The following is a 20,098-nucleotide window of genomic DNA, read 5'->3' as shown; positions in this document are numbered from 1 at the left end:
TCGGCAGCCCCCGACCGGCCGGTCCGGGACGGGAGCTAGTGAATGACCACCACCGCAGAGGCGGGCGGGCACCTTGTCGACACCGACCTGTCTGCGGATCTCGCCGCCGCAGCATTGTCACTCGCCCGCAGATTCCATGACGGCGCGACGCTCTGGGTGATCTCACCCCAGTGGGAACCGCACGCCCATCACGTCGCCGTCGAATTCGTCCATCCCGTGATCATGGGCAAACGGGCGCTGCCGTCGGTGGCACTCGTCGAGCCCGATCCGGTCGCGCAGGCCCGGGTGGCGAGCAGGCCCGGCGACATCCTGCTCGCCGTGGCGTCGGCGAACGAGCCCGCCGTGATCGACGCGATGCGCCGCGCACCGGCATGGGGCGCGATGACATTGTGGATCGGGGCGGGCCCCCGACCACCGGCCGGTGCGGCGAACCACATCCTCTGGGTCGATTCGGACGACCCGATGGTGCCGGCCACCGGGCGATTCGTCCTCATGTATCACCTGCTGTGGGAACTCACCCACGTCTGCTTCGAGCACTCGGGACTGCTGAAGCCCGACGCCGATGAGTGCGACGAGACGGTCTGCGTCACGTGCAGCGACGAGGGTCGTCTCGGCGAGGTCGTGATCGAGCCGGCCGAACCGCTCGGGCCCGCCCTGGTCCGCACCGCCGCGGGCGAGGAGTGGGTGGACGTCAGCGTTCTCGGCGACGTCCGGCCCGACGACCTCGTGCTGGTGCATGCGGGTGCCGCGATCACGCGCCTCGACGACACGGGTCCGGAGGCGAACCGATGACCACACACGACTCGGAAAGCACCAGCTTCCTGTACCCGTTCATCGATGCGGAGGAGACGGACGCGCAGAGCCTCCTGGACGACCTCGCCGCGTCCGCCCGCGGGAAGGCCACCGAGAGCGCGCGCCTGCAGAAGGAGTCCCTCGACGAATACGGGGACGGCCTGACCGCGGCCGGGATCGACATGGCCGACAGGTTCCGTCGCGGCGGTCGGCTCTACACGTTCGGCAACGGCGGCAGCTCCACCGACGCCGCCACCCTGGCTTCGCTGTTCAGCCGTCCCGCCCGCGGGCGTCCGGTGGCGGCGTGGTCACTCGCCGCCGATCAGGCCGTGGTGACGGCGCTGGGCAACGACGTCGGCTTCGATCTGATCTTCAAGCGGCAGATCATCGCCCACGCCCGCGACCGCGACGTCGCGATCGCCCTGTCGACGTCCGGCAACTCGGACGATCTGATGACCGCGCTCACCGAGGCGAAGCAGCGAGGCCTGTTGACCATCGGTTTCGCCGGGCACGAGGGCGGCCGGATGGCGGCGATGGCGTCCGCCGGCGAACTCGATTTCTGCTACACCGTCCACTCGCAGAGCATCCACCGGATCCAGGAGAGCCACGCGATGCTCGGGTACCGACTGTGGTCGGTGGCCCAGGAACACATGACGCGGCCCGCTCCCCACTCCGTGGAGGCTTCATGAGCACAACCGAACCGGCGACCTCGGCGGAACGCGAAGACCGGGTCCTCGAGCGGATCGACAAGTTCCGGCAACGCCGGCCCCGGCTACTCGACGAGGTGGTGACACTCGCTCACGGTGCGGGCGGAAAGTCGTCGGCGGCCCTCGTCGATGCGGTGTTCGTCGAGGCGTTCCGCAACGAGGAACTCGAGCAACTCGGTGACGCGGCCGCGCTCACCATGCCCTCGGGTGAGCGGCTCGCGTTCTCCACCGACTCGTACGTGGTTCAGCCGCTGCGGTTTCCCGGCGGTTCCATCGGGCATCTCGCGGTGCACGGGACCGTGAACGATCTCGCCGTGTCCGGTGCGCGTCCGCGGTGGTTGTCGGCGGCATTCGTCATCGAGGAGGGATTCCCGATCGCCGAACTGCGGGAGATCGTCGCCGACATGAGCGAGGCGGCTGTCCTGTCGGGAGTGCAGATCGTCACCGGCGACACCAAGGTCGTCGGCAAGGGTGCCGCCGATGGTGTCTACATCTCCACCGCCGGTGTCGGTGTCATCCCGGAGGGCAGACGGCTGTCGCCCGACCTCGTCCGCGCCGGCGACAAGGTTCTGTTGTCGGGCACCATCGGCGAGCACGGCATGGCCGTCATGCTCGCCCGCGGTGACCTCGCGATCGAGGCCGACATCGCCTCCGACACGGCCCCGGTGAACTCGCTCGTGGAGACCCTGCTGGACGCGGCCCCGTCGACGCGGTGGATGCGGGACGCCACCCGCGGCGGCGTCGGCACCGTGTGCAACGAACTGGCCCACGCCTGCCAGCTCGCCGTGATCATCGACGAGCAGTTCCTGCCCATCGAGCCGCAGGTGCTGGGTGCCTGCGACATGCTCGGCATCGACCCGCTGTACGTCGCGAACGAGGGGAAGTTCGTCGCCGTCGTCGCGGCGGACGAGGCGGATGCGGCCGTCGCGGCGATGCGAGCCCACCCGCGGGGAGCCAATGCCACCGTGGTGGGCGAGATCCTGGCCGAACCGCCGGGCATCGTCGCACTGCGAACCTCGTTCGGCGGCAGCCGGATCGTCGACATGCTCGTCGGTGACCCGCTCCCCCGAATCTGCTGAAGAACAGCCCGAGAAGGAGAACCACGATGTGTCTGGGGATACCCGGTCAGGTGGTCGACATCGTCGACGCCGAACAACATCTGGCCAAGGTGGACGTGAACGGCGTCCAGAGAACGATCAGTGTGCGACTGCTCGCCGAAGATGGTCTCGTCGTCGGTGACTGGGTGCTCGTGCACGTCGGTTTCGCGATGGCGAAGATCGACGAGATCGAGGCGCAGCTGACGTTGGATCAGGTGCAGAAGATGGGCGCCGACTACGTGAACGAGATCGACGCGTTCAACTCGTCCGAAATCGCGTGACTACAGCAAGAACGAGGTAACAGGGATGAAGTTCGTCGACGAATTCCGCGACCCGGCGGCGGCCCGCGCCCTGGTCAAATCCATCACCGAACTGGCCCGCGGCGACGAGTTCAAATTCATGGAGGTGTGCGGCGGGCACACCCACACCATCTACCGTCACGGCATCGAGCATCTCCTGCCGGAATCGGTCGAACTGGTGCACGGCCCGGGATGTCCGGTGTGCGTCATCCCCATGGGCCGCGTCGACGATGCCATGTGGCTGGCCGAACAACCCGGCGTCATCTTCACGACGTTCGGCGACATGATGCGGGTGCCCGGATCCAAGGGCAATCTCATCGAGGCCAAGGCCCGCGGCGCGGACGTCCGCTTCGTGTACTCGCCGCTGGACGCGCTCAAGGTCGCCCTCGACAACCCCGACCGCCAGGTGGTGTTCTTCGCCGTCGGCTTCGAGACCACCGCGCCGTCGACCGCGGTGACGTTGGTGCGCGCGCGGGCGCTGGGCGTGACGAACTTCAGTGTGTTCTGCAACCACGTCACGATCGTTCCGCCGATCAAGGCGATCCTCGAATCCCCCGACCTGCGGTTGTCGGGTTTCCTCGGCCCGGGCCACGTGTCCACCGTGGTGGGGCTTCGGCCGTACCGGTTCGTGTCCGAGGTGTACGGGAAACCGATGGTGGTCGCGGGCTTCGAGCCACTCGACATCCTCGCGTCGGTGCACATGCTGCTCCAGCAGATTCGTGAGGGACGCTGCGAGATCGAGAACCAGTACAAGCGGGTGGTGCGCGCGGAGGGCAACGTGCAGGCGCTGAAGCTGATGGCCGAGACGTTCGAACTGCGGCCACACTTCGAGTGGCGCGGACTCGGTTTCATCTCGCAGAGCGCGCTCAAGGTTCACCGGAACTACGCCGAGTTCGACGCCGAGGAGAAGTTCTCGATGCCGGGTGTGCGCGTCGCTGATCCGAAGGCCTGCCAGTGCGGCGAGGTTCTCAAGGGCGTCATCAAACCGTGGGAATGCAAGGTCTTTGGAACGGCCTGCACACCGGAGACCCCGATCGGCACGTGCATGGTGTCCCCCGAGGGTGCGTGCGCCGCGTACTACAACTTCGGCCGGCTCCACCGCGAGACGGCCCAATTGCTGGGTCAGCGAGGCTGACCAGGTGACCCCTCCCGGGCACCGCGTGTTCGCGCAGTATGCGCACGCCCCGAATGCCCTGGGCTACTGCGGTCCTCCCGGTTCGGAGCGACTGCAGGCGGTCGCGTGCGGTGGGGCGCCGGAGACCGATGTGGTGGCGCTGGCGAAGCAGTTCAGCGGCGCCTGGCCGTACCAGGAGGTGATCGCCCGGCTCGCCGGAATCCCGGACCCCTTGGACGAGAGGGTTGTTCGAGCCTACTGGACGTCGGACGAACTCTCCGACCACATCGACCTCGCCGAGTTCGGGGCCGCCTTGCTGGCCCGCCTGGCGCCGCAGGCCGGCCACTACTGGAAGCACCTCACCGAGGACCTGCTCGAGGAGGCGGCGCCGACCCACAACTTTCACGTGTTCGGCGTGTATCCGTGGTCGCGACTGCTGGGTACCGGAATGCCACAGCCGCTGCAGGTTCTCGACTCGTGCCGCATCCGCTGGGGTCAGGTGGTCGGCATCGACGCCGATCGTGCCGTCGTCCGATCCCACCGCTTGTCGTGGGACGGCACCCGGCTGTCCCTCGGGCGCGAGCAGGACGACCCGGCCGACTACCGCGTGCCCGAGGGGGCTTTCGTGAACGACCTCACCGTGGGCGACCAGGTGGCGGTGCACTGGGACTTCGTGTGCGACCGCCTCGACGCGGAGCAGGTCGGCAGGTTACGCGGGCAGACGGAATGGCAACTTGCACAGACCAATCAGCGGCTCGCCCGGGAGGTGTCCCCGACCTCACCGAAACGGACCGATGCACACGTTTCCCAGCTACCATGACTACAACTCACGGCCTGTGGCCGGATCGGAGCCGACATGAAGAAGATGCCGATATGAAGAAGATTCTGAACTCCCTTCCCGAGGACGAGTTCGTGCTGATCCGCGAGACCAAGAAGGCACAGATGGCCGGCTTGGACGAGGACAAGCTGATCAAACTGCACACCCGTGTTCGCCGCGCCCGCAACAAGCACGTCAAGCTGTACCGCCAGGAAGGCGCAGCGAAGGTCGAGGACAAGGGTGCGCGTGGGGCCGGTAAGGCGGCCAACGTACGCAACGCCGACAAGGCAGAAGTCTTCGAAGCAGCACTCAGCCGGGTGAGCCGCCAGTTGGCGACGGCGGCACGCGCCAGCGCTCAGGACTTGAAGGACGAACGACTCGCCCGCGCCCGCAGCGACTCCCCCTCCTTCAGCGAACTCGGCGACAGTGACGGCAAGGTCGCCTCGTCCGGCAAGGCGCGCGTCGACGCCACCCGGAAATCCTCCGGCCGCAAGAAGTTCGAAGCATCCACCATCGCCGCAGGCGCACGACGGCAAGCGAAGAAGGACAAGCGCTGAGCCACGTCGTCCTGCGTCAGACGCGCACGACGCGCATCCCCGCGGCTTCGAAAGACGCCGTCTCCCCGGGGTCGGCCGAGTCGTCGGTGACGATCGTGGTTCCCGGGGGGATCGGCGCCCAGGCATGGAAGGGGCGTTGCCCGAGCTTCGCCGCGTGCGCGAGCACGTACACCTCGTCGGCGCGGGCGATCATGATCTCCTTGAGGCGCGTCTGCTCCAGTTCTGCCTCACAGATCCCCAGGTCTGCGGTGACGGCGTCCGCGCCGAGAAACGCGCGATCGAACGTGACGCGTTGGAGCGTGGCCTCGGCCAACGGTCCGACGAACCCCTGACTGAGGTGGCGGAGTGTTCCGCCGATGCACTCGACCCGCACGGAGTCCGCGTCGGCGAGCGATTCGAGGGCGGTCAGGCCGGCCGCGATGACGGTGATGTCGTCGATCTCGCGCAGAAACTCCCCCATCGCACCCACGGTCGTGCCCGCGTCGAGGAGGATGGTCTCGCCCGGCCGGACCTGGTTCGCGGCCCACTCCGCGATCGCACGCTTCGCGTCGAACCCCTCGAGAGCGCGCTGACGGAGTGACGATTCCTGCTGGGGGTCGAGCGCGATCGCGCCACCGTAGGTCCGGGCGATCAGACCCTGGGACGTGAGCTGGCTCAGGTCCCGCCGGATGGTGGAGGCGGTGACACCGAACTGCGCCGACAGGTCGTCGACACTGGCCAACCCGCTCGATCGGGCCAGCCGCACGATCTCGGATCGGCGTGCTTCCGACTCGCGAACCGCCATGTTTCGTCCCCCTACTTCACAACCGCTGTGCTGGTTGCCAATTCGGCAGCCTGACGAAGAGCTTCGACCATACTACCGGCCTCCGCAATACCCTTACCTGCAATGTCGAAGGCGGTGCCGTGGTCGACGGAGGTCCGGATGACGGGCAGTCCCACCGTGATGTTGACCCCCGCCTCGATGCCGAGGACCTTCACCGGCCCGTGCCCCTGGTCGTGATACATCGCCACGATGAGGTCGTAGTCGCCGCGTCCCGCGAGGAAGAATGCGGTATCCGCAGGCAAGGGACCGTGCACGTCGATACCGTCCGCCTTCAGCACCTCGACCGCGGGGATGATCTTCTGCTCTTCTTCTCCGTAGCCGAACAGCCCGTGTTCGCCGGCGTGCGGGTTGATGCCACAAACCCCGATCTTCGGTTCCGGGATTCCGGAGCGCACCAGCGCCTCGTGCCCACGCCGGATCGTCCGCTCGACGAGTCCGGGTTCGATTTTCGCGACGGCGTCGAGCAGGCCGATGTGGGTGGTCACGTGGATCACCTTCAGCTTCGGCGTCGACAGCATCATGGACACTTCCTCGGTGCCGGTGAGGTGCGCGAGAAGTTCCGTGTGCCCCGGGAAGATGTGGCCGGCGGCGTGCAGGGCCTCCTTGTTGAGCGGGGCCGTGCAGATGGCCTGCACCTCCCCGCGCACGGCGAGCTCGCTGGCGACGCGGATGTATTCGTACGCGGCGTGACCGGCGACCGGGGACAGTTCGCCCCACGCCAGGTCGTCGGGCAGGAGGTCGAGATCGATGACGTTGACGCGCCCGGGCACCGACTGCGCGTCCGCGATCGATTCGACGGTCACGATGTCGACGTCGATGCCGAGCACACTCGCCGCGAGACGCAGCCGCTTCGCGTCGCCGATGACGACGGGCTTGCACCAGGACCGGGTGGCCTCGTCCAGCAGGGCGGGGACGATCACCTCGGGGCCGATTCCGGCGCCGTCGCCCATGGTGACGGCGACGATGGGCAGGTTCGCGGTATCAGTTGACGCACTCATGTGAGGTCCTCGCTGTGTGGGAGTATGGGTGGGCGGCTGGTCGCCGCGCAGGTAGGCCGCGATCGCGGAGAGACTGCTCGTGTCGCCGAAGCTGCCGGGCCTCGTGACGACTCTCCGTCCGTCGGACGCCAGGGAGACGACGGCGCCGTGGTGCACTTCGTGGACCGGCCGGAGCGACGTGATTCCCAGTGCGTCGACGACGGCCCGCGCCGTCTCCCCGCCGGTGAGCACGAGGTCGGGTCTGCGGTCGTTCTGCGGGGCGGCGACCAGTCGGCCGAGTGCCGCCGACAACGTCCGCGCGTTCGACGGATCCACGTCCCCGGTGACAGTCACGACAGCGTGGCCGTCGTCGAGAGCGAGCCGGAGTCGTGTCGTGTCCACCTGGCCTCGGAGAAGGTCCGTCGCGTCGACCGGAACGTGCCGGACACCGTCTGCGACCAGCGACGCGACCTGTTGTACGGCAACGGGTTCTGCGGTCCCGACGACGATCAGGACGGATTCCGCCTGCCCGGCCTCAGTGGTGGGGGCGTGCCGGAGTGGCAGCGTCCGCGCAACCGCCGCCGCGAGAGCGGACGTCCCGATCAGTCGCACTCCGGGGATTGCCCGGCAGGCGTGGACGATCGAGTCGAGATCCTCGTCGGTCTCGACGTCGCAGATCGCGATGGCGCCGGCTGACGCCGCGCGGGTGAGCGACTCGTCGATACCGGGACCGCGGTGCACGCACCGAGTGAGGATGCCCGGAAAGAGTTCGGCGATCGACGCCGGCGGCGCCGCGGATTCCGCCGACCACACCCCGGCCTCGTGCAGCGGCGTCGCTCCGATGTGCACCACGCCGCCCCGCACCGTCCGGTCGAGTGCGGGCAGGCCTGCTGCGACGACCACCGGACCGCCGTCGGTGAGGATTCCCACCTCGGCGCCGATGTTGCCGCGCAGGAGTGAGTCGATCTTCTTCACCACGAGCGCGTCGGACGGAACTCGAGTGATCGCGTGTCGCACCGTGCGGGCTGCGTCGCCTGGAGTCATCGATCGGGTGTCGAGATCCGCGATGACGACTGCGCCCGGTTCGTGCGTTTCGGCGGCACCGAGAAGGAGCGACACGGGCGCGCTCCGACCGAGGAACGCGCTCGCCACTTCGGCCGCTCCGGACAGGTCGTCGGCGAAGACCGCGACGGTCGGATGGGATCCGATCGGTTTCGGTCTCATGATGCCGCCTTTGCCCGAATGTCTGCGTGTTTCGTGCACTTTATGGTAGCAGTAATGCGCATTTCGCGCATAGTGTTCACAGCGAGGCCCCCGCGCACTGCACGATCGCCTGACCCGTGATGCTCCCGCCGTACGGGCCAAGCAGGAATCCGATCAGCCCCGCCACCTCGTCCGGGGTGATGAAGCGCCCGAGCGGCGGAACTCGCGGAGGCGTCGACGTGCGTGCCGGATCGTTCAGCATCGGAGTGTCCGTCGGACCCGGGGCGACCACGTTGACCGTGATCGCCCGGTCCACCAACTCCGCGGCCCAGGACCGCGACATCCCCACGAGCGCCGACTTGGTGGCGACGTACTGACTCTTGCCCGCCGCTCCCGACATCGTGCGGCTGCCGACCAGGACCACCCGGCCGCCGTCGCGCATCGACGGAGCGAGTGCATTGACGAGAACCTCCGCGGCCGCGACGTGAATCCGCCACATCGTCAGGCCGTCGTCGACCTGTAGCTTCCCGAGGGGCGCGGAGGATTGCAGGCCGGCGGCGTGCACGACGGCGTCCACCGAACCGGCCGCGGCCGCGTGCTCCGACAGTGCGTCGAGGTCGCCGAGGTCGACGGCCGTCCAGGAGAATCGGTCGTCGTCGATGCCGGGGTCTCGTCGGCTGAATCCTGTGACCGACCACCCGTCGCTCAGAAGCTGCCGCGCGGTGGCAGCGCCGATGCCGGAGCTGACCCCGGTCACGACGGCCCGCTTCGAGTCGCCGTGCGTCACGACCGGCTCCCGTCGGCAACCCAGCCCTGATCGAGCTCGACGTACTCGATCGCCTGCCGGAACCGGGTGAACGCGACGTGCAGGACGCCGTCGCTCCCGGCGGCGATGCTCGGGTACGAGTATTCGCGGTTCAGTCCATCGCGAGAATTGTTGGACAGGCAGTACCCGTCGCCGATCTCGATGTCGCGGCGAACCGGCCACGTCCGGCCACCGTCCTCGGACATCGCCAGCGTCATCGGTGCGCGGGGCGCACCCCAGAACGCGCTGCGGCTGTCGCCGTCGTCGAGCGGCTCCGGCCCAGCAACTGCCGGTTCGGGCACTCCGTCGGCCAGGCCGTCGTCGTCGATCTCGTCGTACAGGGACGTCCGCCGCGCGGTGGCATTCGCTGCGCTGGACTCGTTGAACACCAGGGCGAGACGGTCGTCCGGAAGCACGACGAACTGGATGGACGAGTTGTTGTTGGGAAGCTCGGTGGCCTCCGGCTCGGTCCAGGTATCGCCGTCGTCGCCCGAGGTGCTGCGATAGATCGAGTCCGCCCAGCGGCTGCGGTAGAGGGCCACGAGGGTGCCGTCGGCGAGGCGGCCGATGTTCATGTGCACGCAGCCGACGCTGCCCGGTACGACCACCTCACGCCAGGAATCGCCGTGATCGTCGGAGATCATCACGCTGCTGTAGTCGCGATCGCCGACCCACTTGCGGCCCTCGATACGGACACAGTGGAACACGGGGAGCAGGAGCCGCCCGGTCGGGAGTGCGACCACCGGCTGTCGGACGAACACACCTCCGGCGTCGGTCTCCGGCAGGAGGGTGTGCGCCTCGCCCCACGTTCGGCCGCCATCGGCGGAGATGCGTCGCATGACACGCGCGGTGTCCTGGTTGCCGGCGTGCTGGGACGTCCACAACAACCACACGCTTCCCGTGTTCGTCACGTAGAGAACAGGATTCTGCTCCGACCGCGTCGGATCGTCGGACAGCTGCACCGGCTCAAACCACGCGTCCGCCGCCGGGGCGAGCCGGGAGAACCAGACGCTGATGTCCGGCACGCCCTCCTGGGTGCCCGCGAACCACACGCAACCGAGGGATCTGTCGGGCAGGACGGTGAGATTCGCTGCGTGGTTCTGCACCTGCGGTGCGGGAAGCAGAGCGTCGCGTCGACCCGCCTCGGCGACTTCACGTACGACGCCGTCGGTGGGTCCGGTATCGGTTGCGGAACTCGGTGTTGTCATCTGCGTCTCCAGTGCGTGGATAGTGGCGGGCGAGTTGTCGATGGCGGCGGTCGCATCACGTCTAGGCACGCAGCGCCGCGACACCGAGGTCGTAGGAGTTCGTGGGGCGCAGCGCGACACCGTCGATCCGCGAGCGGCGCGCGAGGACCGCCTTCGGAACGAACGCCCACAGGCACGGGCACGTGTCCCAGATCCGGCGTTGCGCGTCCGCGAGGAGTTCGGCGCGCCGGACGGCGTCGGCCTCCTCGGAAGCCTGGGTGATGGTCCGGGTGATGTCGGGAAAGATGTACCCGTGGTAGGTGTCCCGGGTCGCTTCCTTCTCCGCGGTGCCGGCGTACATGCCCTGCATGATGGTGAGGGCCAGACCGGTCGGGCTCGGGAAGCCGTTGCCCAGCACGTCCCAGTCACCGACCTTGCCCTGCCGCCACTGTGAGATGTCGCCGCCGGGTTCGAACTGCTGGAGCGTGGTTCGCACGCCGACCGCGGACAGCATCTGCAGCACCGACTCCATGATGTCGGTGTCGGCCGCGAACTCGCCTGTCTCCCAAATGATCTTCAACTCCAGATCGCGAACACCGAGAGCGTCGAGTTCGCCGCGGGCGCGGGCCGGGTCGTAGGTGTACTCGCCGGTCTCGACGGCACCGTCGAGGGTGAGGGGTATGACGCCGCGCGATTGGGTGGCGGAGCCCTGCAGGACCTGGTCGACAAGGGCCCGTCCGTCGATCGCGTACGTCAGCGCCCGGCGTACCCGCGCGTCGGCCAGCGGGTGACCCTGCGGTTTCCGGAAATTGAAGAAGAGCTGATTGAGCCGGACGCCGTCGATCCGGTCGATCGAGACGCCCGACAGTCCGGCGAGCTGGTCGGCCGCATCCGGGGTGATGGAGTCGATCACGTCGACCTCGCCGCTCCGCAACGTCACGACGCGGTTCGACTCGTCCGGGACGAAGCGGACACGCACCGATTCGATCAGTGCCGGTGTTCCCCAGTAGTTCTCGTTGCGGACCAGGGTGTAGTTTCCGGTGCCACGGTCGCTTTCCGTCACGACGTACGGTCCGGTCCCCACGCCGGACTGCAGTTCCTCCGGCACGTTTGCGGCCGCCGGGGTGATGAGGATGTTCGACATGAGGTAGTCGAGGACCGGGACGGGTCGCTCGGTGTTCAGGGTGAAGCTGGTGTCGTCGATCTGCTCGACCGTGGGCCACTCGGGGAAGAAGCCGCCGACGAAGGAGCCGTCGACCTGGCTGTACATCTGCAGGGCCGTCGCGACGTCCTGCACCTGCACCGGGGTGCCGTCCGAATAGCGGATGCCGGGCCGCAGGTGCACGTACCACTGGGTGGGTGCGACGAGTTCGAACCGGTCGGCCAGAACCAGCTGGGGTCGCAGGTCCCGGTCGATCTCGGTGAGCGCCTGACGCACTCCCCGCTGCACCGTCAGCGCGGCATCGAACTGGTTCAGCTTGTTGTCGAGGCTCACGAGCGAACGGTTGAGGGCCAGGCTCACGGTCTTCGGTCCGGGCGTTCCGGTCGGTGTCGCGCATCCTGCCGCGGATCCGAGCGTGAGGCCGGCGCCGAGCAGAAGACCCGACCTGAGCAGCGTTCTCCTCGAAAAACGCTGTTCGAAAAGAGAATTGGTCATCGTCGACCTCTCGGGACTATGGGTGTGGGGCGCAGCGATCAGGCACGGCGCGAGGTGGTTGCCCACCAGGCGGTGTGATCGCCGGCACATCCGAACTCTACTCAGAGTTGCTTGAGATGCGCAAGATGGCAACAAAGACTTGCGCACAACGCGCATTAGTGCGATTGTGAGCTGAGTTACAAACGAAGCTGCTGTACCCGACACGCCGCGGTGTCGACACCTCCATCGCCGGCGTTATCGAAAGGTCGACGATGACCCCTCACGCAGACCCCGAACGGCCGGTGACCCCATGACGCAGCACGCCGCCGACACGGCATTTGCGGCCCAGCCCACCGGCTCGGCATCACCGGCTCCCCGCCGGACCCCGACCTCCCGTGTCCCGAGGGTGCTGACGGCGGCCATGCCCCGCTACGTCGCAAAACGCCTCGGACAGAGCGCGCTGGCCGTCTTCCTGACCCTGACCACCGTGTTCGTCCTCATCCGGATGGCGCCCGGCGACCCCGCCTACTCGATGGCCGGGCCGCTGGCCAGCACCGAGGACCTCGCCCGGATCAGAGCGGACATGGGCCTCGACCAGTCCGTGTTCACCCAGTACCTGCTGTACCTCCGGGGCCTGATCCACCTCGACCTCGGCACCTCGTACTCGTTCCAGGCACCCGCCTTCGACGTCGTCCTCGCCCGGCTGCCCTACACGATCACCCTGTCCGTCGCGGCGATCGTGCTCACCACGCTGGTAGCCATCCCGCTGGGCGTGTGGATGGCGCGCCGCGCCGACACGAGGCGCGAACTCGGGGCCAACGTCGTCACGATCGCCGGCCAGTCCATGCCCGACTTCTGGACCGGACTGATGCTCATCACCGTGTTCGCGGTCCTGATCCCCATTTTCCCCGCGGCCGGATTCACGACCTGGTCCAGCCTGGTGCTGCCCACCGTGACCGTGGCCGTCCTGCAGATCGCCCTGATCTCCCGCATGGTCCGCCGCGAGATGGTCGGCGCGTTCTCCTCGCCGTACATGACCGTGGCCCGCTCGCGGGGCGTCCCGGAGCGTGAACTCATCTGGCGGTACGCCCTGCGGAATTCCGCGATCCCGGTGCTGACCGCTCTCGGTACCCGGTTCGCGTCCATGCTCAACGGCGTCGTCGTGGTCGAGGTCGTCTTCGCGTGGCCCGGCGTGGGATCGCTGGTCGTGCGGGCACTCGAGACGAGGGACTACCCCCTCATCCAGGCCACCGTCCTGGTGACCGCGGTGCTCGCCGTCCTCGTCCAGCTTCTCGTCGACCTCTGCTATCCGCTCCTCGACCCGCGCGTCCGACTCGGAAAGGGAACGAATAAATGACCACCGTCATCGATCCGCCGGCACAGGAGCGGCCGAGCGCCGTCACCACCCGGGACATCGCCCGGGCCGGTGCCACCCGACGCGCCCGCGACAGCCGCGTGAAGATCTGGGTGGGCACCATCTGCGCCCTCGCCGTCATCGCGCCCGTCGCACTGGCGCAACTGCTTCCCCTGCCCTCTCCGGACGCCACCGACCTCGCCCAGCGACGCCTGCCACCGCTGACGGACGGTCACCTCTTCGGGACCGACCAACTCGGCCGCGACCTCCTCTCCCGCGTCCTCTACGGCGGACAGGTGTCGCTGACGATCGGAATACTCGCGGTCGTCGTGTCCGGACTGATCGGCCTGTGTCTCGGCGCACTCGCCGGATACCTCGGCGGCTGGACGGACACGGTCGTGAGCAGGCTGATCGAGGCGCAGCTGTCGCTGCCACTCCTCATGATGCTGCTGCTCGTCGTCGCCCTGTTCGGCCCGTCGATCCCGGTCATCACGTTCGTCATCGCCATCGCCCAATGGCCGGAAATAGCCCGTCTGACCCGCTCACTCGTCCTCGTCGAACGCGAGAAGCCGTATGTGGCGGCTTCCCGAGTACTCGGACTCGGACGCACCGCCATCCTGTTGCGCCACGTCGTCCCCAACATCATCAAGCAGGCTTCCCTCGTCGTCCTGCTGCTGCTCGCGCAGGCCGTGCTCCTCGAGAGCGCACTGAGCTACCTCGGCGCCGGACCGCAACGCCCCTTCGCCACCTGGGGCCGGATCATCTCCGACGGCCAGGACTACATCACCACCTCATGGTGGCTCGTGACCCTCCCCGGCCTCGTCATCGTGCTGCTCGTGATCGGCGTGAACCTGCTCGGCGACGGGCTCCGCGACCGCCCGGCGAGGTCGCCGGAGAAGCGCCGCGGGCTCCTGCACCGGATCTCGTTGCGAAAGGAAGAGGCCTGACATGGGGAATCTCCTCAGAGTCGACGAACTGCAGATCGAACTCATCACCGCCCGCGGCGTCATCCGCGCCGTGGACGGAGTGTCGTTCTGCATCGACGCCGGCGAAACCGTGACCATCATCGGCGAGTCGGGGTCCGGTAAATCGACCACCGCGATGGGCATCCTCGGCCTCCTGCCCGACGACCTCGCCGTCCTCTCGGGCGCGGTGCGGTTCAAGGACTGCGACATCCTCGGACAGAAGAAGGCGCTCGCAAAGGTCCGGGGACGGCACATCGCCCTGATCCCGCAGGATCCGATGACCGCACTGAGCCCAGTGCACACCATCGGATCCCAGCTTCGGGAGGCGGTGCGCCACAGCGGCATCACCGGAAAATCGAAGGAAACCGCGCGGGCCGTGGAACTGCTCGAGCAGGTACGGATCCAAAATCCGGCGGGACAACTCGGGAAGTATCCGCACCAGCTGTCCGGCGGAATGCTGCAGCGTGTGCTGATCGCCTGCTCGCTCGCGTCGGGTCCCGAACTGATCGTCGCCGACGAACCCACCAGCGCCCTCGACGTGACCGTGCAGGCGAGCATCCTCGACCTGCTGCTCGAACTGCAGGAGCGCACCGGCGTCGGAATGCTCGTCATCACCCACGATCTCGGCGTCGCCCGCTTGATGTCGGACCGGATCTACGTCATGAAGGACGGCCGGTTCGTCGAGAACGGCGGAGCCGAAGATCTCGTTCTCCATCCTCGCAGCGCCTACACCCAGAAGCTGCTCGACGCCGTGCCGCGGCTCGGCGACTACACCACGACCGTAGGAGCGTCGACATGAGTGCACCGCTGCTGTCCGTCGAAGATCTCGTCGTCGAATACCCGGTCCCCGACGGTGTGTTCCGCGCGGTCGACACCGTCAGCTTCTCGGTGGACAAGGGTGCGACGCTCGCCGTCGTCGGTGAGTCGGGGTGCGGAAAATCGACCATCGCGAAGGCGATCGTCCGACTGCTCACCCCGACGTCCGGCCGCATCCTGGTGGACGATGTCGACATCGCACAGCTGTCGGAGAAGGCGCTGCGCCCCTTCCGGTCTCGCGTGCAGATGGTCTTCCAGGACCCGTACGGATCGCTGGATCCGCACCTGACCGCCGTCGACATCGTCGGCGAACCGCTCCGCCTGCAGGGCGTCCGGAGCAAGTCCGAGCGGGCGCGCAGGGCCGCGGCGCTGATCGATCAGGTCGGCCTGCCCACCACGGCGCTCCACCGTCGGCCCGCCGAGTTCTCCGGCGGTCAGCGGCAACGCATCGGCATCGCCCGGGCCCTGGCGAGCGGACCGGAACTCCTCGTGTGCGACGAGGCCACCAGCGCACTGGACGTGTCGGTGCAGGCTCAGGTGCTGGATCTCCTCCGCGAGATCCAGCACGACACGGGTCTGACCTATGTCTTCATCTCCCACAACCTGGGCGTCGTCCGCGAGATCAGCGACACCGTGATCGTCATGTCGCGCGGACGGGTGGTCGAAAGCGGTTACACCACCGACGTTCTCGAACGCCCCGCCGAGCCGTACACGCAGGCCCTCCGCGCCGCCGCACTCGATCCCACCACCATGGTCGGGATCAAACCCCGTCACATCGTCTCGCGCCCGCCCGGCGCAACCGAGGTTCCCCGAACCGCATCCCGAGGAGTAGCTTGATGCCCGAACTCGACCTGACCTCACTCGTTCTCGGCACGATGACGTTCGGCGACACCGTCGACATCGATGGTGCCGCCGCAATGGTCGACGCCGCACTCGACGCCGGCATCACCCACATCGACACCGCCAACGGCTACGCCGGCGGAGAGTCCGAACGCATCCTCGCCCGACTGCTCGGCACGCGCCGCGACCGCATCACCCTCGCCACCAAGGCAGGGATGCCGCACCCCGACGCGGGCGACAACTCACCGCTGTCCCCCGCGGGCCTCCGGGCGAGCGTCGAGGCGAGCCTGAAGAGACTGGACACCGACTACGTCGATCTGTTCTATCTCCATCAGCCCGACCGGGCCACACCCCTCGCCGACACCCTCTCCACCGTCGCCGAACTCGTGTCGGAGGGAAAGATCCGCGCCCTCGGTATCTCCAACTTCGCAGCCTGGCAGATCGCCGAGCTGAACCACACGGCCGACGCCGTCGGGGCACCCCGTCCGATCGTGGCCCAGCAGCTCTACAACCTGCTGGCCCGGCGGATCGAGGAGGAGTACGTCGAATTCGCCGCGGTCACCGGACTGATCACGATGGTCTACAACCCGCTCGGTGGCGGTCTCCTCACCGGACGGCACTCGTACGACGCCCAGCCGGCCGACGGCCGCTTCGGTGATTCGCGGTTGGCGCAGATGTACAAGGAGCGGTACTGGAACACCGCGATCTTCGATGCGATCACCCAGTTGTCCGTGATCGCCGACAAGGCCGGGATCCCGCTCACCGAACTCGCTCTGCGCTGGCTCGTGTCCAAGCCGGCGGCGGGGCCGATCCTCCTCGGGGGATCCAAGGTCGCGCACCTGCAGTCGAACATCGCCGCTGCCGCGAAGGGCACACTCGACGACGAACTGATCGACGCGTGCGACGAAGTGGGCAGCGCCCTGCGCGGACCCATGCCCAACTACAACCGCTAGGAGAAATCGCCCTCATGAGCGCCCAGGAATTCGCCGCCCGACTCCGCGGCCGGGAACGGATCGTCGGCTATTGGTCCGTCATCGACAGCCCGGTGTCGACGGAATGGCTCGCCCACGTCGGCTGGGACTACATCGCCCTCGACCTCCAGCACGGCCTGATCGGATACTCCGGCATGGTCGCGGGGCTCACCGCCATCGATGCCTCCGGTTCCACGGTCGGCATGATCCGGGTCGAGTCGAACGATCCGACGCCGATCGGCCGGGCACTCGACGCCGGCGCGGCGGGAGTGATCGTTCCGCTGGTGAACACGGCAGAGGAAGCTGCCCGAGCCGTTGCTGCCGCGACGTACCCGCCTGCCGGCGTTCGCTCGTACGGGCCGATGCGCTCACAACTGCGGATCGGTCCGACCCCGGCGGATGCCAACCGCGACACGGTCGTCGTCGTGATGATCGAGACGCCGCAGGGGCTGGCGAACGTGGAAGAGATCTGCGCCGTCCCCGGACTCGACGGGGTCTACGTCGGGCCGTCGGACCTGCGCCTCGCCGTGGGTGGTGCGCACCCGAGCGATCCGAGCGTCGACGACGAGTTCGAGGCAGCCCTGGTCCGCGTCCGTGAAGCTGCCGCAGCGGCAGGCATCGCGGCGGGCATCCACACCCCCGACGGTGCAGTAGCGGCTCGCCGACTCGAGGAGGGATACACGTTCGCGACCGTCGCGTCCGACCTCACCCATCTCAAGGCGGCCTCTGCCGCACATCTCGAGGCCGCGACCGGGGAATGATAGGCCCTCCGGGCTCGTGCGTCTTTTTGGTTGTTCGCGCTACCAAAAAGGCGCACGGGCGGCGAAGCCGCCTGATTGATGCAACGAAGGATCGAATCATGCCTGACATCATCGAGTTGATCTTCGCCGACCACGAGTGGTTCCGACGACAGTTCGCCGCACTGGACGAATTGAAGGCTCACCGCCGGGTGGATATCACTGCCGTCGAGGCGGTGTGGACACCGTTGGCGAAACGCCTGGATCTGCACGCTGCAGCCGAAGAGGAAATCTTCTATCCCCAGCTTCTCCGCGTCGGCGAGGAGGACGCCGAGGAGGAAACCCTCGACGCGATCGGGGACCACAACGACATCCGCTACGGCGTGCGAGCCGCGGCGGGATACCCCATCCTCTCCGAGGAGTGGTGGGCGGAAGTCGACCGAACGCGCCGGGCCAACGACGAGCACATGGCCGAAGAGGAACGCGAGGGCCTCGCTGACTTCCGGAGCGCATCGGGGGATCTTCGCGAGTCGCTCGGGCGGCGCTTCGCCGAATACTTCCTCGTTCACCGTTCCACGAGGGATGTGGACACGTCGGACAAAGATCCGGAGGAGTACGTCCGGGAGGTCGAGGAGGAACTCGACGAGGGCAGCAGCGCGGGGTCGCTTCGGATCGGAAGTTTGAAGGGCCGGTAACGACGCACTCCCCACATCACAGACCGCGCGGTCTGTGTTCTATAGTTCGGCGGGTCCGCGGCATCGGGCCGACCGGTTCTGTGGGGAGATGGGGTTGTGGCGCGAGTTTCCCGTGCGATGCCCGATGCGCTTCCCCCGATGTCGTTCGAGCGGACCGTGCCGCGCAGGTACGTCCATCGCCAATCCGTGGCCGAGGTCTTCCTCACCGACTGTGTGTCGCTACCGGGGCCGGATCGGTTCGTGGTCGCCGCGCAGTGGCCCCGCCTGCACGGCTTCTACCGCTCCCGGGATGGGCGCTACGACAGCATGCTGCTGGCGGAAACGCTCCGGCAGACGGCGATCTACCTGGGACACACCCGCTTCTCGGTCCCGCTGCCGAACCGGTTCGTCATGCAGCATCTCCGGGTGCAGGCGGTGCCCGGCGCGCTCGTGGTGGGTGCGGCGGCCGCCGACGTGATCGTCGAGGTCACCGTGTCCGATTACGTTTACCGCGGCGGGGCGCTGTCCGCCTTCCGCGTGGACCTGCGGTTCCGGCTCGGCGGACAGGACGTGGGCACCGCGACGGGTCACGCGGCAGTGTTTCCTCCGGCCGCGTACTCACGGGCCCGGTGGGGTGAGCGCGGACCGCGAATGGTCGGGACGCCCCGGTGCTCCGACCCTGTCCTCTCCGGGCTGGTCGGTCATCTCGACGACGCGCACGTGGTCCTGGGCCCGCAGGTCGCGCGCAACGAGTGGGAATTGCGGGTCGACACCGCGCACCCCGTCCTGTTCGACCATCCGTGTGATCACGTTCCGGGGATGCTGCTCCTCGAGGCGCTTCGGCAGGGTGCCTGCGCCCGGCTCGGTCTGCCCGACGCGCACCTCGAATCGCTCGGCGCCACCTTCCACCGGTTCGCCGAACTCGACGAGCGAGCGACGATCCGGCTGGACCTGGTCGACGACGACGCGTTGTCGGTCCGGGGGTCGATACGACAGGACGGCGTGGCGGTCGTCCGGGGAACCGCGGCGCTGGCCCCTACCGCGGTGAGCGCATGCGCGCGCTAGTCGGCGTCCTCGGGTGTCCAGCGGGCCCGGCGGATCCGGGCGATGTCCTGATGGCGGGTCGCGGGCATGATCCCGGGAAGCAGGAAGCCCCACATGTCGTCGACGCGTTGCTCGAGGTCCGTCCGCTGCGTCAAGACCTGAGAGACGGTCTGGACACCGGTGAAGGCGCCGATGACGAACCGCGCCAGCCTCGGCGGGTCGATGTCCGCGAGGAGGTCCCCCTGCTCGACTGCCCGCGTGGCGAGCATCTCGCAACTGTTGATCCAGTCGAGATAAGGATCGGCAGGGCCCTGGTCGTCGGCACTGAGTTCGAGGGTGATCCGGATACCGGCTCGCACGATCGGGTCGTTCACGATCTGCCGGGCCATCTCGTGACAGAGCATCACGATCTGCTCGATCGCCGAAACCTGCTCGCGGCCGATCGCTTCGACCGACGCGATGGAGATCCGGTGTTGCTCACCGATGATGAATCGTGCCAGATCCTCTTTCGAACGGAAATGGAAGTACAAGGCCCCCTTCGTGATTCCGGCGTTCTCGACGATGTTGCCGAGTCTGGCTCCTTCGAACCCCGACTTCTCGAACATCTCCGCCGCCCCGCGGACGATCTGCTGTCGGGTCGCCGCAGCACGCGCCTGCTGAACCACGTTCACACCTTTCCCTGC

21 protein-coding genes are annotated in these 20,098 nt (G+C 67.7%); 15 read left to right on the top strand and 6 right to left on the bottom strand.

Translation table 11 applies throughout. The annotated features are described in order from the left end of the window. The first annotated feature begins 42 nt into the window (after positions 1-42). From ACFVJ3_RS04540 to ACFVJ3_RS04510, 7 genes are read left to right on the top strand one after another with little or no spacing between them, the layout of a single operon-like run. Complete coding sequence (locus ACFVJ3_RS04540) at positions 43-792, top strand: hydrogenase assembly protein HupF (RefSeq protein WP_378450928.1); 750 nt, start codon at positions 43-45, stop codon at positions 790-792. After that, a complete protein-coding gene (locus ACFVJ3_RS04535; protein ID WP_378450927.1) occupies positions 789-1,481 on the top strand; it encodes an SIS domain-containing protein in 693 nt (230 codons plus the stop codon). Before ACFVJ3_RS04540 ends, ACFVJ3_RS04535 begins: the two co-directional genes overlap by 4 nt. Then, positions 1,478-2,578: a hydrogenase expression/formation protein HypE gene (hypE, locus tag ACFVJ3_RS04530; protein ID WP_378450926.1), complete on the top strand. Its 1,101-nt coding sequence runs from the start codon at positions 1,478-1,480 to the stop codon at positions 2,576-2,578. The genes ACFVJ3_RS04535 and hypE overlap by 4 nt, the downstream gene beginning before the upstream one ends. Positions 2,579-2,604: 26 nt before the next feature. Next, positions 2,605-2,877 (top strand): HypC/HybG/HupF family hydrogenase formation chaperone, encoded by a 273-nt coding sequence (locus tag ACFVJ3_RS04525; protein WP_378450925.1) that lies wholly within the window; start codon positions 2,605-2,607, stop codon positions 2,875-2,877. A gap of 25 nt (positions 2,878-2,902) precedes the next feature. Beyond that, positions 2,903-4,030, top strand: coding sequence for a hydrogenase formation protein HypD (gene hypD, locus ACFVJ3_RS04520; RefSeq protein WP_378450924.1), 1,128 nt, complete (start codon positions 2,903-2,905; stop codon positions 4,028-4,030). Between the two features lie 4 nt (positions 4,031-4,034). Further along, positions 4,035-4,829 carry a DUF6390 family protein gene (locus ACFVJ3_RS04515; protein WP_378450923.1) on the top strand — a complete coding sequence of 265 codons (795 nt, stop codon included), beginning with the start codon at positions 4,035-4,037 and terminating at the stop codon, positions 4,827-4,829. A gap of 53 nt (positions 4,830-4,882) precedes the next feature. Beyond that, the gene (locus ACFVJ3_RS04510; RefSeq protein WP_378450922.1) at positions 4,883-5,383 is read left to right on the top strand and encodes a hypothetical protein; all 501 of its coding nucleotides are present in this window, start codon (positions 4,883-4,885) and stop codon (positions 5,381-5,383) included. Between the two features lie 16 nt (positions 5,384-5,399). Here the strand turns inward: ACFVJ3_RS04510 and ACFVJ3_RS04505 are convergent, their stop codons facing one another. The 5 genes from ACFVJ3_RS04505 to ACFVJ3_RS04485 all read right to left on the bottom strand — a co-directional run bounded on the left by ACFVJ3_RS04505 (position 5,400) and on the right by ACFVJ3_RS04485 (position 12,035). Continuing rightward, positions 5,400-6,167 carry a DeoR/GlpR family DNA-binding transcription regulator gene (locus ACFVJ3_RS04505; protein WP_378450921.1) on the bottom strand — a complete coding sequence of 256 codons (768 nt, stop codon included), beginning with the start codon at positions 6,165-6,167 and terminating at the stop codon, positions 5,400-5,402. A gap of 11 nt (positions 6,168-6,178) precedes the next feature. Beyond that, a complete protein-coding gene (pdxA, locus tag ACFVJ3_RS04500; RefSeq protein WP_378450920.1) occupies positions 6,179-8,407 on the bottom strand; it encodes a 4-hydroxythreonine-4-phosphate dehydrogenase PdxA in 2,229 nt (742 codons plus the stop codon). A gap of 76 nt (positions 8,408-8,483) precedes the next feature. Beyond that, on the bottom strand, positions 8,484-9,173 hold the full coding sequence (locus ACFVJ3_RS04495) for an SDR family NAD(P)-dependent oxidoreductase (RefSeq protein ID WP_378450919.1): 690 nt from the start codon (positions 9,171-9,173) through the stop codon (positions 8,484-8,486). Then, positions 9,170-10,399: an exo-alpha-sialidase gene (locus ACFVJ3_RS04490; protein WP_378450918.1), complete on the bottom strand. Its 1,230-nt coding sequence runs from the start codon at positions 10,397-10,399 to the stop codon at positions 9,170-9,172. The genes ACFVJ3_RS04495 and ACFVJ3_RS04490 overlap by 4 nt, the downstream gene beginning before the upstream one ends. A 61-nt stretch (positions 10,400-10,460) precedes the next feature. Continuing rightward, positions 10,461-12,035, bottom strand: a complete 1,575-nt coding sequence (locus ACFVJ3_RS04485) for an ABC transporter substrate-binding protein (RefSeq protein ID WP_378450917.1) — start codon at positions 12,033-12,035, stop codon at positions 10,461-10,463. Positions 12,036-12,324: 289 nt separating this feature from the next. On the opposite strand from ACFVJ3_RS04485, the gene ACFVJ3_RS04480 reads away from it, so the two are divergent. The 8 genes from ACFVJ3_RS04480 to ACFVJ3_RS04445 all read left to right on the top strand — a co-directional run bounded on the left by ACFVJ3_RS04480 (position 12,325) and on the right by ACFVJ3_RS04445 (position 19,436). Next, positions 12,325-13,371: an ABC transporter permease gene (locus ACFVJ3_RS04480; protein WP_378450916.1), complete on the top strand. Its 1,047-nt coding sequence runs from the start codon at positions 12,325-12,327 to the stop codon at positions 13,369-13,371. Beyond that, a complete protein-coding gene (locus ACFVJ3_RS04475) occupies positions 13,368-14,315 on the top strand; it encodes an ABC transporter permease (RefSeq protein WP_378450915.1) in 948 nt (315 codons plus the stop codon). Before ACFVJ3_RS04480 ends, ACFVJ3_RS04475 begins: the two co-directional genes overlap by 4 nt. Position 14,316: 1 nt before the next feature. Further along, the gene (locus tag ACFVJ3_RS04470; protein WP_378450914.1) at positions 14,317-15,132 is read left to right on the top strand and encodes an ABC transporter ATP-binding protein; all 816 of its coding nucleotides are present in this window, start codon (positions 14,317-14,319) and stop codon (positions 15,130-15,132) included. Next, positions 15,129-15,986 (top strand): ATP-binding cassette domain-containing protein, encoded by an 858-nt coding sequence (locus tag ACFVJ3_RS04465; RefSeq protein ID WP_378450913.1) that lies wholly within the window; start codon positions 15,129-15,131, stop codon positions 15,984-15,986. The genes ACFVJ3_RS04470 and ACFVJ3_RS04465 overlap by 4 nt, the downstream gene beginning before the upstream one ends. Beyond that, the gene (locus tag ACFVJ3_RS04460; RefSeq protein WP_378450912.1) at positions 15,986-16,942 is read left to right on the top strand and encodes an aldo/keto reductase; all 957 of its coding nucleotides are present in this window, start codon (positions 15,986-15,988) and stop codon (positions 16,940-16,942) included. The genes ACFVJ3_RS04465 and ACFVJ3_RS04460 overlap by 1 nt, the downstream gene beginning before the upstream one ends. 14 nt (positions 16,943-16,956) lie before the next feature. Then, positions 16,957-17,721 carry an HpcH/HpaI aldolase/citrate lyase family protein gene (locus tag ACFVJ3_RS04455; protein WP_378450911.1) on the top strand — a complete coding sequence of 255 codons (765 nt, stop codon included), beginning with the start codon at positions 16,957-16,959 and terminating at the stop codon, positions 17,719-17,721. A 98-nt stretch (positions 17,722-17,819) separates the two neighbouring features. Then, complete coding sequence (locus ACFVJ3_RS04450) at positions 17,820-18,392, top strand: hemerythrin domain-containing protein (protein WP_378450910.1); 573 nt, start codon at positions 17,820-17,822, stop codon at positions 18,390-18,392. A gap of 96 nt (positions 18,393-18,488) precedes the next feature. Then, positions 18,489-19,436: a ScbA/BarX family gamma-butyrolactone biosynthesis protein gene (locus ACFVJ3_RS04445; protein ID WP_378450909.1), complete on the top strand. Its 948-nt coding sequence runs from the start codon at positions 18,489-18,491 to the stop codon at positions 19,434-19,436. Here ACFVJ3_RS04445 and ACFVJ3_RS04440 read toward each other — a convergent pair. Continuing rightward, entirely contained in the window at positions 19,433-20,080 is a 648-nt protein-coding gene (locus ACFVJ3_RS04440) for a ScbR family autoregulator-binding transcription factor (protein ID WP_378450908.1), read from the bottom strand. The genes ACFVJ3_RS04445 and ACFVJ3_RS04440 overlap by 4 nt on opposite strands. Between the last annotated feature and the right edge of the window lie 18 nt (positions 20,081-20,098).

It is taken from the genome of Rhodococcus sp. NPDC127593, from assembly GCF_042671975.1.
GTDB lineage: Bacteria > Actinomycetota > Actinomycetes > Mycobacteriales > Mycobacteriaceae > Rhodococcus_F.
Note: the sequence above shows the minus strand (reverse complement) of the source record. Positions and strands in the feature narration are given on the sequence as shown.